We start from the raw sequence: 12,869 nt of genomic DNA, 5'->3' as shown, positions 1-12,869 counted from the left end.
GCTCGCCCCAGGAGTGCCCGTGATCCCACCCCGTCTGGCTCCGCTGCTCGACCAGTTCGACTTCGCGTGCGAGCGCCTCTCCAGTCGTATGACAGGGCCCGTCATGGACAGCGGCGACGGGACGGACACCCGGGTCGGGCCCATGACGGACGCGGAGTACCTCTGGGAACCGGTGCCGGACTGCTGGTCGGTGCGACGGCGGACGGACGGGCCGGGAGCGCGGGCAACTGCCCTGACGGGACAGGGCGATTGGGGACGCGACGCCGCCGCCTACCCGCACCCCTGGCCCCCGCCCTTCACCACCATCGCCTGGCGGCTGAGTCACCTCACCGAACTGTTGACCCTGCGCGCCGACCACACGGCGGGCAGCCGCTCGCTCACCCGCGACGAGTTCTCCGTGAGCGGGGACGCCGTCGGCGCGGTCGATGCCTTCGACACCGGTGCCGGCGCCTGGCGGAAGGCACTGCTGGGCGTCGACGACACCGCGCTCGACACCGTGGGGTACTGCACCTATCCGCACGGCAGCGACGCGGAAGAGCCGTTCATCGACATCGTGTGGTGGGTCAACCAGGAAGTGCTGCACCACGGAGCCGAGATCGCGATGCTGCGCGACCTGTACCGGCACGGCGTCTGACCGAGGCCCGTCGCCAGGACGCCGAGGATCCCCTGACCGCGCAGGAAGAGCGTCTCTGGCGTGCCCTGATGCGGGTCGTCGTCGCGCTGCCGCGTTCACCGGACGACGATCTGCTGCGGGCGACGGGACTGACGCTCACCGAGTACGTCGTACCGATGAGCCTGTCCGAGGCCGCGAACCAGGAACTCCGCATGGCGGATCTCGCGGCGGCGACCGCGCTGTCGGCGAGCCGTATCACCCGCGTCGTGGACGCGCTGCAGAGCCGCGGCCAGGTCGTGAAACGGCGCTATGAGGCAGACGCGCACGGGAACGTCGCGACCCTCACCCCGGAAGGTCCCGGACGGACTCCGAGGCCCCCCACCTCGGAGTCGTGGCGTCGATCCCGCAACTGCCGGGAGGCGTAGGACGGTTCTAGGCGGCCGTACCGCCCGCGTAGTCGCTCTTGAACGTGGTCTCGATGGTGGTGGCTACGGACTGGGCCACCCCCGTGCCGGTGAGGATGATGCCCAACTCCCGGTTGTTGGAGAGGGAGTTGCTGCTGATGTTCATCGAACCCGCCTCCACCTCCTGGGTGGACAGGCCGTAGTCGGCGACCATGGCCTTGGCGTGGATGTAGAAGCCGTCGGGGTCGGAGTAGCCGACGACCGTGCCCCCGGCCGCCTTGATCGCGGACACCTCGCTGGAGTAGTCGGACGGGGTCTCCAGCACCACCCGCACGGTCACGCCCGCCTTCGCTCTGGCCACGATCGCGTTGACCACCGTGCTGTCGCTGAACTCCAGTTCCTCGACGTCCAGTGTCGTGGTGGCCGCGTTGATCACGGTCAGCAGACGGCTGCGGGAGTCGGTGGGGGACCAGAGCAGATGGTCGCCGTCGGTCGGGGTGACCGAGGTGCCGGCGTAGTCCCCGTTGAACACCTTCTCGATCGCGGCGACATCACGGGTGTCGTCGGTGAAGACGCCGTAGTCGCGGCCGGTCGAGTAGTACTGCGAGGTCAGATTGCCGGTCAGGACAAGCGACTTGGTGGCGTCCACGGTGATCGTCTTCTGGTGGGTGTAGACGAAACTGGACGGCGACCACACCACGCCCACGCCCGCGTTCGTCAACGCCGTGTACGCCGAGCTGTTGGCGGACTGGTGCGCGCGGTCCAGGACCACCCGCACGGTGACGCCCTTGTTCTCCAGGGCTATCAGGTCGTTGACGGCCGTGGTGTCCTCCAGCTCGTACATCGTCATGTCGAGCGAGGAGGTGGCCGAGTTGATGAAGTCGTAGATGGTCGGCTGGGTGGTGCCGGCCTGCGAGAAGGCGAAGGCCGTGTAGGTCGCGGCGTCGGCGGGGACGGCCGTGACGAAGAGGGTGGCGCCGGCTGCCAGCGCGACACCCGAGCGGCCGAGGAACGTCCTCAACATGTCTGACTCCTGGTCGAGTTGATGCCCACGTGGGGGGTGGCGGGCAGGTGCATGACACCACGCGCGTAGAACGCGGTGGAAGGGAAGCAAGGTGAACTCGCTATTACCGGCCGCGCGTTCGGGTGGATAAAGGGGACTCTGTGCAGGTGGGACCCGGTTCATGAGGTCCCCGCGAGTTAGCAAAAACTTCGTAGCCAGCGAATCCCGGGTCAACTGCACCGCCCCTGAAGGGGTGCGAGGCTGGGTCTATTTGCGGCTCCGCCGCGTGGGCGCGCCCAGCCACAACGGCGAGGCACTGGAACGACGGCATATCGGGGCACTTCGTTCGGAGCGTTTAAGCTGCGCCCCGACACCCGCATCGATCACAGGAGCGCCCCCGTGCCCAACCCCCCGTACCCCGACGCCCACCACGCGGACGAGAAACCCGCACCCCACCCGCTGCTCGCCCCCGTACTCGCCCTCCTGGGCCACTGGCACGGCCAAGGCAAGGGGGAATACCCCACGCTAGACGGCGACTTCACCTACGCCCAGGACGTCACCTTCAGCCACGACGGCCGCCCCTTCGTGCACTACGAGGCCCGAGCCTGGATCCTCGACGCCGACAACGCACCGGTGCGCCCCGCGGCCCGCGAGAGCGGCTGGTGGCGCCTGCAACCCGACGGCCGGATCGAGGCACTGATCACCCAGCCGACCGGCATCGCCGAGATCCTCGTCGGCAAGGCCACCGACGGAACGGTCGACCTCGCCACCCACGAGGTCGCCCTCACCCCGACCGCCAAGAAGGTCATCGCCAGCCGTCGCCGATACGTTCTGACCGACGACGGCAACCTCACCTTCGACCACGGTCTGGAGGCGGTGGGACAGTCGCTGCAACACCATCTTTCCGCGCGGCTGCGACGTGCGGGCTGAGAGTTGCTGAACTGACCGTTCACTAGGTTCTTTCGAGGGCGTCCGGCCGTCAGAGGCGGGATGAGGCGAACTCCTGCGGTACAGAGCAGGCAAAGGTGAACCGGCCTGTGGCAATGGGGTGCCTGCTGACGGGCAGGTCGGCGCAAGTGATGTTCGTGCAGAGAAATACATCACCGCGGGACTTCTGCGCGCCTATGTTTGACGCTATGGCGACGGTGAAAGGCGCGGTGGGAGATGCCGGGCACGCTCGGTACACGTACCGTCTGCGCGTGTCGTCGGCTACCGGCACGGCTCTTGAGGCGGAGTGGGCGCGCTGTCGGTGGATCTGGAACGAGTGCTGTGCCCGCTCGATGAAGGCGTACGTCAACGAGGAGAACTGCGGTCCGGCCCGCCTCGATAGGATGCTGACCGAGGCCCGCACGGCGAACGGGTGGCTACGCGCGGGCAGTTCGGTTCCCCAGCAGCAGACCATCCGTGACTTCGCCAAGTCCCGTGCGAAGTCCCTGAAAGATATCAAGGCCCGGCTGCCGCATCGCCAGCGGGCCGGGATGCCCAGGTACAAGAAGAAGCACGGTGCCGACCCGACGCTGAACTACACGCGGCGTGGCTTCCGGATCAAAGATGGGCGTCTGCACTTGGCGGGTGGGATCATGCTGAGTGTGGTGTGGTCCCGCGAGCTGCCGAATCCACCGTCCTCCGTTCGCGTTCACCGCGACAGCCTCGGCCACTGGTATGCCTCGTTCGTCGTGGCGACGACCACCGAGACCCTGCCCGTCACTGGGTTGGACATCGGTATCGACTGGGGTGTGAGGGAGACAGCGACGACCACTTCGGACGCCCACGACCTGCCACACATACAGCATGGCAAGACTGCCGCGCAGCGCCTGGCCTGCTATCAGCGGAGGATGGTGCGCAGGAAACCCAAACGTGGACAGGCTGGCTCCAAAGGCTACCGGGAAGCGAAACGGCAGACCGCGAGGCTCCACAAGAAAGTCGCCCGGCGCCGCGAGGACACTGGTCGTAAGTGGGCCAAAGGGGTTGTCCGTGACCATGACCGCCTCGCGGTCGAGGACTTCCGCCCGAAATTCCTGGCCAAGTCCACGATGGCCCGCAAGGCCGCCGACGCGGCGATCGGCGCCACAAAGCAGGCACTGATCCATATGGCCCGCAAACACGGCCGCGAACTCCACCTTGTACACCCCGCGCACACCACCATGGACTGCGCACAGTGCGGAGCGAGAACCAAGCACGCACTGCCCCTCTCTGAACGAACCTACGCCTGCACCGTGTGTGGAGCCGTGTCCCCCAGGGACAAGAACTCCGCCCGCGTGATGCTGGTCCGGGCTGGTCTCACCCCGGCTGGTGCTGATCGTGTAAGAGCTGACGGACCGCCGGTCCACAGCCAACGTGAGCCAGGAATCCCCATCCATCAAGAAGGGGAGGATTCAAAGCGTTGCTTTCCGAATATCCCGATCGTTGATCTCCCATGCAGTGAGCGGTGCCCGAGCGGCATGGAGGCGTGGATCGACAGTGGTGCCCGGCGGCCTCCCGTGGGCAGGCGAACGGAGAGCCCTGTGCGCATGAGTGACCTTCAGCGGTGCGAGATCCGTCCCGGACGACTCGTCGAGTGGACGCTGCACCCGGCGGCCGTAGGAGCGGCGCGGGCCCTCCCGGACGACGCGCGGCCACCGGCGTACGTGCAGGAGTCCCACATCCGTACGGCGCGCTCGGTGCGCGAGGACGGGCTGTTCGTGCCGACCTGGCTCGGTACCGCCTTCGACATGCCGGGGCGGATCGAACTCGACGTCCTGCAAGGCGCGTTGCGGTCCTGGATGCTCCGGCACGAGACGCTGCGCAGCGGCTTCAGGTGGGCCGGTGACGAGATGCGCCGCTTCACCCTGGACGCCGACGCCGTGGCCCTGCACCGCGAGGACGTGGGGGAGTTCGCGGACGCGGGGACACTGACCCGGTACCTGCAGGACCGTTTCGATGTGACGGCGGACGCGCTCACCTGGCCCAACTTCCTGTTCGCGGCGGTCGTTCGGGACGACGGCACGAGCGTCTACCTGGCGTTCGACCACAGCAACGTCGACGCCTACTCGCTGCATCGCATCGCGGGCGAGGTCCACGAGCTGTATGAGGCCGGCCTCGCCGGGAAGGCGGTCGAGTCGGCGCCCGTCGCCAGTTACATCGACTTCTGCGCGGGCGAGCGCACGGATGCCGACCAGATCGACGACACCCACACCGTCGTGTCCCGCTGGCGCGAGTTCATCGCCCGCTGCGACGGCAAACTGCCGAACTTCCCCGTCGACCTCGGCCTCGACCCCGAAGGGCCGCTGCCCACCCAGAAGTTCCTCCAGGAGATGCTCGTCGACGAGGCGGACGCGGCGGCCTTCGAGGCGTACTGCCGCCCCTACGGCGGAAGCCTCGTCGGCATCCTCGCGGCCGTCGCGCTGGCCGCCCGCGAGATCAGCGGCCTCGACGTGTACCGCACCGTCGTCCCCTTCCACACCCGCGCCAAGTCCCGCTGGGCCGACTCGGTCGGCTGGTACGTGGGCGGCGCCCCGATCGAGATCCCCGTCCAGCACGCCACGGACTTCGACCACGCCCTGCGCATGGTCCGCGCGACCCTCCGCGAGAACCGTCCGCTGGCCCGCATGCCCATCGCCCGCGTACTGCGCCTGCTGGGCGCCGACTTCAGGCCCACGTCCCCCGACCTGTACTCGATCGTCTCCTACGTCGACTCGCGCGCCCTGCCCGGTTCGGAGCGCTGGCACGAGCTCAAGGCGTACGGACTGATCCGGGTGTCGTACGGCGATCAGGTGTGCGCGTGGGTGACCCGGGTCCACGAGGGGCTCCAGTTCGCGTGCCGTATCCCGGACAACGTCATCGCGGACAAGAACATGCGGCTGTGTATGGAGCTGGTCCAGGAGCGGCTCGTCGCGGTGGCCCGGCGGGCGTCGGTCGTGCGTCTCTGACCCCTGGCAGTACGGCTGACAGCCCGTTCCCGTGCGGCTGTCAGCCCTTTCCCCTACGGCCGGCGAGGCCGAATCCGACCTGGGGCACGTGTGCCGACCCGCGCGCGTGCCTCATGTCCGAACAAACATGTGGTGCAGCACCGTTGACCGACCGGACGGACGGGATCTACGTTCTTTGCAAGACGAAAGCGCTTGCCATATCCCCCCGCCCTTCATCCAGTACGGCCTGACGGGTCGCGCTCTCGTGCCATGCCGTCCGTCCGCTCCCCCCACTCTCTGCCGGACCGGGCAACAACTCCTGACCTCAGACAACGATGTCCACGCCCCACTCAGGAGGCATCGCCATGACGCCACCCAGTTTCCGGAGACGAGCTGTCCTCGGCGCCGTCGCGGGCGCTCTGTTCGCCCCCCTCCTCGCCGGCTGTTCCGACGGCAGCGGAGCGAGCACGGCGGCAGGCGGGAAAGTGACACTCACCTTCGCCTGGTGGGGCAACGACGACCGAGCCCAACGCACCAACGCCGCCGTGGCCGTCTTCGAGAAGCGGCACCCGAACGTCACGGTGCGCACCTCCTTCGCCGGCTACCCGGCATATGTGCAGAAGCTCGCCACCCAGGCGGCCGGCGGCGACCTCCCCGACGTGGCCCAGCTCGACTACCGGCAGATATCCCAGTACGCGGGCAGCGGCACCCTCCTGGACCTCGGCCCCTACCTCAAGAACGGCACGCTGCGGACAGCCGACTTCGACAAGACCCTGACCCGCACCGGCGTCTACGACGGCAAGCAGTACGCCCTCCCGATGGGCAAGGGAACGACCGGCATCGTCTACGACGCCACCGTCTTCAAGAAGGCCGGAGTCGCGACACCCCAGCCCGGTTGGACCTGGGACGACTGGGCCGAAGCGGGCAGGAAGATCAGCGCGCTCGGCATGAAGGGCCCCAACGGGCATGCCTACACCGGCCTTTCCGATCTCGGGGTCAACGAGGACGCCTTCGAGACCTGGCTGCGCAGCCGCGGCAAGGAGCTCTACGCCTCGGAGCACCGACTCGGCTTCACCACCGACGACTTGACCGCCTTCTGGACCTTCACCGACAAGCTGCGCCGCGCGGGCATCGTCTCGCAGGCCAGGGACACCGCCCAGGTCGGCGGCGCCGTCGAGGACACCCCGATGGGACGCGGCATCGCGGCGACCGACTTCAACTGGGACGCCCCCTTCCTCGGCTACCCGCCCCTGCTCGGCGACCAGGTCCACTTCGCGCCCGTCCCCACGACCGACGGCAAGGTGGGCCAGTACTTCAAGCCGACCATGCTCATCGGCGCCGGCGCGGGGACCCAACACCCCAAGGAGGCGGCCGAGTTGATCGACTTCCTGCTCAACGACCCCGCCGCGGGCAAGATCCTCGGCGTCACCCGCTCCACACCCCCCAACGAGAAGATCGCCGAGGCGATAGGCAAGGGTCTCACCGGCCCGGAAAAAGAGGTCTACGACTACGGGCGCACGATCGCCGCCCACGGCACGTCGGCCCCGCCCATGGCACCACCCCGCGGCGACGTCGTCCTCCAGGTCTCCTTCACCCGCGACTACCAGCGCGTCTCCTACGGAATGGAGAGCCCGCGAGGCGCCGCCGAGGAGTACGTCGCCGAGGCCAAGCGGGAGCTGCGATGACCACCACGGCAACCCCACCGCCCCGCACCGCACACGCCACCGCGACACCACCGGAACACCGCGGGCGCGGCCAACGCGGCGGCCCCGCCTACGTGTTCCTCTCGCCATGGATCCTCGGAGTCGTCCTCCTGACGCTCGCCCCCATGGCCGTGTCCCTGTACCTGTCGTTCACCGACTACAACCTCTTCGACCCGCCCAAGTGGGTCGGACTGCGCAACTACAGCGACATGTTCACCGCGGACCCGAGGTACTGGCGCTCGGTCGGCACCACGCTCCTCTACGTCGTGGTCGCCGTCCCCCTCAAACTCGCCATCGCACTCAGCGTCGCCCTGCTGCTCGGCAACACGCGCAAGGCCAAGGGTTTCTACCGCTCGGCCTTCTACGCCCCCTCGCTGCTCGGCGCGAGCATGGCGGTCGCGCTGGTGTGGCGGGCGCTCTACAACGACGGCGGCACCGTCGACGAACTCCTGTCCTCCATCGGCATCCACACCGGCGGCTGGGTCTCCGACCCGCACCTCGCGGTGTTCGTCGTCGCGCTGCTCTCCGCCTGGCAGTTCGGCGCCCCGATGGTCATCTTCCTCGCCGGACTTCAGCAGATCCCCGCCGACCTGTACGAGGCCGCCGCACTCGACGGCGCGGGACGGTGGCGACGCTTCGTGTCCGTGACGCTGCCCATGCTGTCCCCGGTGGTCTTCTTCAACCTCGTCCTGGAGACCATCCAGTCCTTCCAGGTCTTCACCCCCGCCTTCGCGATCAGCGGCGGCAACGGCGGACCGGCCGACTCCACCGAGTTCTACACGCTCTACCTCTACGAACGAGGCTTCACCGCCTCGCACATGGGCTACGCCTCCGCCATGGCCTGGGTCCTGCTCCTGGCCATCGGCGCGGTCACGCTCATCCTCTTCAGGACCTCGCGCTCCTGGGTCTTCTACGCCAACGAGGGGGCCTGATGGCCACGACAGCGCCCGACTTCAAGAGTGCCGCCGGCCTCAAGAACAGCTCCGGACTCAAGAGCAACCCCGGCCGCACCCGCACCGCGACGATCGCGAAACACCTCGGACTGCTGGCCGTACTCCTCGTCCTGCTCTACCCGTTGGCCTGGCTGCTCGCCACCTCGCTGAAGCCGGCGAACGAGGTCCTCACCAGCCTCAAGCTGCTGCCGAGCCACATCGAGTGGTCGAACTACACCACCGCCCTGGACGGAATCAGCGGCGTCTCGATCACCCGGCTCCTGCTCAACTCCCTGCTGATCAGCGTCGGTTCGGTCGTCGGGAACGTCGTGTCCTGCTCCCTCGCCGCCTACGCCTTCGCCCGGCTGCGCTTCCGCATGCGGGGCCCGATGTTCGGCTTCATGATCGCCACGATGATGCTGCCGCACCACGCCGTGCTGATCCCGCAGTACATCATCTTCAACAAACTCGGCATGGTGGACACCTATTGGCCGCTGATCCTGCCGAAGTTCCTTGCCACGGAGGCCTTCTTCGTCTTCCTCATCGTCCAGTTCATGCGCGGCCTGCCCCGCGAACTCGACGAGGCCGCCCGCATCGACGGCTGCGGACCGTTCCGCATCTTCTGGTCGGTCGTCCTCCCACTGACCCGCCCGGCCCTCATCACCACCGCGATCTTCACCTTCATCTGGAGCTGGAACGACTTCTTCACCCAGCTGATCTACCTCTTCGACCCGGAGAAGTTCACGATCACCCTGGCCCTGCGCAACTTCGTCGACCAGTCCAGCACCTCCGCCTACGGCCCGATGTTCGCGATGTCGGTGATCTCGATCGTGCCGATCGTGCTGTTCTTCTTCGCCTTCCAGCGCTACCTGGTGCAGGGCATGGCGACCTCCGGCCTGAAGGGCTGAGCCCATGAATTCCTTCGCACCCCAACGCCGGGAACCGGGCGAGCTGTTCGGCCCCCGCTTCACCCTTTTCGCCGACATGCTTGCCGTCGGACTGGCGACCGCGGTGGCCTCCCTTCTCGTGATCACGGCTCCTACGGCGCTCGCCGCGGCCTGCGCCGTCCTGCGACGGTCGATCCGCGAGGACCGACCGGTGAGCATGGGGGAGTACGTCGCCGAGTTCCGTGCCCATGGACTCCGCCGCGTGCTGCTCGCGGGCGCGATGGTGCTCGCGGCGGTGACCTTGGTCGTCCTCGACCTCGCGCTCGCGCGGGCGGGTCTCCCCGGCGCCCGTCCGATGTCATGGGCGCTGATCGCTGTCGCGGTGGCGGGACTCGTCGTAGCCTTGCGCGCCGCCGCCGATCCGGAGGCGGCGCGCGGCTGGAGCCCGGCCCTGAACCGGGCCGCGACCCGCTCCGCCGCGGATCCGGTGGGCTGCGCGCTGATCGTGGCGGCGGTCGGACTGTGCGTCGCGTTCCTGTGGATGCTGCCGCTGCTCGCCCCGCTGCTGCCGGGGCCACTGGCCTTTGCGGTCACGGCAGTTGAACTCCGCGGCGAGTCTGCCCACGACCACACCGATTCGTTAGGCCGCCGGCGCACTGCGAGCAGTCGCCTCTACTACAGGCTGCTCTGGCGGGTCGCCGCGAGTGAATCCCAGCCGCTCCAGGCCGGGATCGTCTCGCGCGCATCCCGCCACGCGGACGGGATGCCGGCCGTTCCGGTGCGGGCCGCGACGACACCGCCCGCGATCGCGCAGGTCGTGTCCCGGTCGCCCCACCCGGCGACGGTCTGCCACAAGGCCTCGGGCAGATCGTCCGGTTGACCCGCGGCGGACCACAGGGCGAACGGCACGGTGTCCGGAGCGGAGATCAGCGTGCCCGAGCCCAGGACGGAGGCCGCGTGCCGTACCGACGTCCGCTGGGAGAAGTTCGCGGCGACCAGCAGACCGGAGCGGGCATCGCTCTCCGGCACGTGCGAGGCGACCTCGCGCAGGAACTCGGTGCGCGGGGCGGCCTGTTGACCCGCACCGGCGGCTGCCAGCGCGGCGGCGACCGCCACGGCCACCGCACCCGCGACGGCCTCCGGGTGGGCGTGGGTGGTCAGCGCGGACAGCCGGGCCTGCTCGGCGGCAGCCACCAAGTCGTCCTGGAACCATGCCCCGAGCGGGGCGACCCTCATCGCGGCGCCGTTGCCGTAGGACCCCTGTCCGCCGAACTGGCCGGTGGTGACCGCCTGCCAGTCCTCGCCGTCGCCGATGCGGCGCAGAATGCTGTGCATGGACGGGCCGTACCCCCGATTGGGGTCCCGCTCGTACTCGGCGGCGAACTCCCGGGCCAGCGCGTCCGGTTGGACCTCCCCGTGGGCCACCAGGTGGGCGAACAGGACGAACGCCATGGCCGAGTCGTCCGTCCACAACCACGGCGCGGGGCGCAGCTCCCGCGCGGCCCACAACTCCTCGGCGGACTCGTCGGACCGGGTGAACCAGCCGTCGCCGAAGGCGTCTCCCGTCACCAGGCCGTCGAGGGAGGCGTGGGCGTGGTGCGGACTGCGCATGGCGGGGCTCCTGTTAATGATCGGCGGGCACCGCACATCGTAGTTAGGGTGCGTGGATGGAGCGGATCCTGGTGGTCGGGGCGACGGGCGCGGGCAAGTCGACGCTCGCGCGGGCCGTGGGTGAGCGGCTCGGCGTGCCGTACCACGAGATGGACGCCCTCTACTTCGCCGGGCCCAACTGGACCGTCAACCAAGGCCTTGCCGAGGACGTCCTGCGGCTCACCTCCGAACCCCGCTGGATCATCGACTCGATCGGCTCGCCCGAAGTCCGTGATCTGCTCTGGGAGAAGGCCGACACGGTGATCTGGCTGGACTACGCGCGACGCGTGATCATGCCCCGTGTCCTGCGCCGTTCCCTTCGGCGCACGGTCACTCGCGAGAGCATCTTCGGTGGGAACAGGGAGACTTGGGCAGGCTGGCTGAGCCGGGAACACCCGGCCTGGTGGGCCTGGTCACAGCACGCGGGGCGGAGGAGCGAGATCGAACGCCGTATCCGCGAACCCCGCTTCGCCCCGCTCGCCGCACACCGGTTCGCCCGGCCCGACGACACCGCCGCCTGGCTGGCAACTCTGCGTTGAAGGGACCGGTCAGAGGAACGGCGTGCCCGCGTCGAGTCCGGCCAGCACCCGCCCGTACAGCTCCAGGTTGGTGGCAGGGTTGACGAAGGAGTGCAGGCTAAGCGCGTGCAGGTCGCGTACGGCTCGCTGGACGGGGACGTCCCGGTGGAGGGAGGACGCTCCGGAGGCGGAGGCGATGAGGTCCACGGCCTCCTTGCACAGGCGTGTCGTATAGCCGCTCTGCGCGCGGATCCTGGCCCGGTCCGCCTGGGTGTACGACGGGTCGCCGTTCTTGGTCGAGTCCTCGATCCGGGCGACGAACTCGGCGGTCAGTAGCTCGGCGCAGGAGATCTTCATCGCCGCCTCGGCGACCTGGAGATGTGTGACGCCCGCCTCGTACTGCCGCTCGTGGAAGGTGTACGTGATGCCCCGGCGGTGGATGCGCTCGGTGAACTCCGCGAGGGCCGCCCGGGCCAGGCCCAGCGCGTTCGGCGCCGTCCAGGCACAGAACAGCAGCAGCACCGGCATCCGGTAGAAGGGGTCGTCAGCGTTGGCCTTGGAGGCCAACTCGCCACGCAGCAAAGGCCCTACGGGCAGCACGCGGTGCGCGGGCACGAACACGTCCCGCGCGACGACGCTGTTGCTGCCGCTCCCCGCCAACCCCGAGACGTACCAGTCGTCGAGGATCTCCAGATCGGACATCGGTACGGCGGTCCACAGCACGTCGGGCGGGCCGCCGTCGGACTCGACCCGGGCCGTCAGGAGGTGCCAGTCGGCGTTCTGGCAGCCGGTGGCGAAGGCCGAGGTGCCGTTGACGACATAGCCGCCGTCCGTCTCGACCGCGACGGCGTCCGGGATGAGCGTGCCGCCGACCCGGACGTCCGGGCCGGTGAAGATCTCGTCCTGGGCCTGGTCCGGGAAGAGCGCGGCGATGTAGGAACACCCGGCCTGGATCAGCGCCATGAAGCCGGTCGAACCGCACCCGGCGGCGATCTCGCCCAACACCTCGACCTGCGTGCTCAACCGGCTCCGGTAACCCCCGTACCGCCGGGGGACGTTCATCCGGTAGACCCCGGCGTCCGTCAGCGCCGCCACCACTTCCCCCGTCACCCTTCTCTCCTGCTCGGTGCGCAACGCGTGCTCGCGGAGGAGGGGTTGTATCGCCTGCACGCGTTCGACGAGGCAGACGTCTGACAGGGGCGTGGATAACGGAGCCATGGACGACCTCCGGGCACGACGGGCCCTCACCGTGACGCGGATCGGGTGAGGTGT

The 12,869-nt window shown here is 68.8% G+C and carries 11 protein-coding genes and 1 pseudogene; 9 read left to right on the top strand and 3 right to left on the bottom strand.

Translation table 11 applies throughout. The features are described 5' to 3' along the window. The first annotated feature begins 19 nt into the window (after nucleotides 1-19). Nucleotides 20-634 carry a DinB family protein gene (locus tag OG714_RS03435; RefSeq protein WP_406118409.1) on the top strand — a complete coding sequence of 205 codons (615 nt, stop codon included), beginning with the start codon at nucleotides 20-22 and terminating at the stop codon, nucleotides 632-634. 68 nt (nucleotides 635-702) lie between these two features. Further along, nucleotides 703-1,038, top strand: a complete 336-nt coding sequence (locus tag OG714_RS03430; RefSeq protein WP_406118408.1) for a hypothetical protein — start codon at nucleotides 703-705, stop codon at nucleotides 1,036-1,038. Between the two features lie 7 nt (nucleotides 1,039-1,045). On the opposite strand, the gene OG714_RS03425 is transcribed toward OG714_RS03430, so the two are convergent. After that, nucleotides 1,046-2,041, bottom strand: coding sequence for a phospholipase D-like domain-containing protein (locus tag OG714_RS03425; RefSeq protein WP_406118407.1), 996 nt, complete (start codon nucleotides 2,039-2,041; stop codon nucleotides 1,046-1,048). Nucleotides 2,042-2,419: 378 nt separating this feature from the next. Here OG714_RS03425 and OG714_RS03420 point away from each other — a divergent pair, with 378 nt between their 5' ends. The 6 genes and pseudogenes from OG714_RS03420 to OG714_RS03395 all read left to right on the top strand — a co-directional run bounded on the left by OG714_RS03420 (nucleotide 2,420) and on the right by OG714_RS03395 (nucleotide 9,450). Continuing rightward, nucleotides 2,420-2,950, top strand: coding sequence for an FABP family protein (locus OG714_RS03420; protein WP_406118406.1), 531 nt, complete (start codon nucleotides 2,420-2,422; stop codon nucleotides 2,948-2,950). 206 nt (nucleotides 2,951-3,156) lie between these two features. Then, nucleotides 3,157-4,371: pseudogene (locus OG714_RS03415) on the top strand (RNA-guided endonuclease InsQ/TnpB family protein); the annotation flags it as partial. 159 nt (nucleotides 4,372-4,530) lie between these two features. Then, entirely contained in the window at nucleotides 4,531-5,928 is a 1,398-nt protein-coding gene (locus OG714_RS03410; protein WP_406131705.1) for a condensation domain-containing protein, read from the top strand. Nucleotides 5,929-6,272: 344 nt separating this feature from the next. Then, on the top strand, nucleotides 6,273-7,592 hold the full coding sequence (locus OG714_RS03405) for an ABC transporter substrate-binding protein (protein WP_406118405.1): 1,320 nt from the start codon (nucleotides 6,273-6,275) through the stop codon (nucleotides 7,590-7,592). Further along, nucleotides 7,589-8,542 (top strand): carbohydrate ABC transporter permease, encoded by a 954-nt coding sequence (locus OG714_RS03400; RefSeq protein WP_406118404.1) that lies wholly within the window; start codon nucleotides 7,589-7,591, stop codon nucleotides 8,540-8,542. Before OG714_RS03405 ends, OG714_RS03400 begins: the two co-directional genes overlap by 4 nt. Further along, complete coding sequence (locus OG714_RS03395) at nucleotides 8,542-9,450, top strand: carbohydrate ABC transporter permease (protein WP_406118403.1); 909 nt, start codon at nucleotides 8,542-8,544, stop codon at nucleotides 9,448-9,450. Before OG714_RS03400 ends, OG714_RS03395 begins: the two co-directional genes overlap by 1 nt. A 654-nt stretch (nucleotides 9,451-10,104) precedes the next feature. On the opposite strand, the gene OG714_RS03390 is transcribed toward OG714_RS03395, so the two are convergent. Next, nucleotides 10,105-11,040 carry an ADP-ribosylglycohydrolase family protein gene (locus OG714_RS03390; RefSeq protein ID WP_406118402.1) on the bottom strand — a complete coding sequence of 312 codons (936 nt, stop codon included), beginning with the start codon at nucleotides 11,038-11,040 and terminating at the stop codon, nucleotides 10,105-10,107. 56 nt (nucleotides 11,041-11,096) lie between these two features. Here OG714_RS03390 and OG714_RS03385 point away from each other — a divergent pair, with 56 nt between their 5' ends. Further along, nucleotides 11,097-11,618, top strand: coding sequence for an AAA family ATPase (locus OG714_RS03385; RefSeq protein WP_406118400.1), 522 nt, complete (start codon nucleotides 11,097-11,099; stop codon nucleotides 11,616-11,618). 9 nt (nucleotides 11,619-11,627) lie between these two features. Here OG714_RS03385 and OG714_RS03380 read toward each other — a convergent pair whose 3' ends face one another. Further along, nucleotides 11,628-12,815 (bottom strand): acyl-CoA dehydrogenase family protein, encoded by a 1,188-nt coding sequence (locus OG714_RS03380; RefSeq protein ID WP_406118399.1) that lies wholly within the window; start codon nucleotides 12,813-12,815, stop codon nucleotides 11,628-11,630. Nucleotides 12,816-12,869: the final 54 nt, after the last annotated feature.

This window comes from Streptomyces sp. NBC_00989, from assembly GCF_045162655.1.
In the GTDB taxonomy this organism is placed as follows: Bacteria; Actinomycetota; Actinomycetes; order Streptomycetales; family Streptomycetaceae; genus Streptomyces.
The sequence above is the reverse complement of the archived record's forward strand: the minus strand, read 5'-3'. Positions and strand labels throughout refer to the sequence as shown.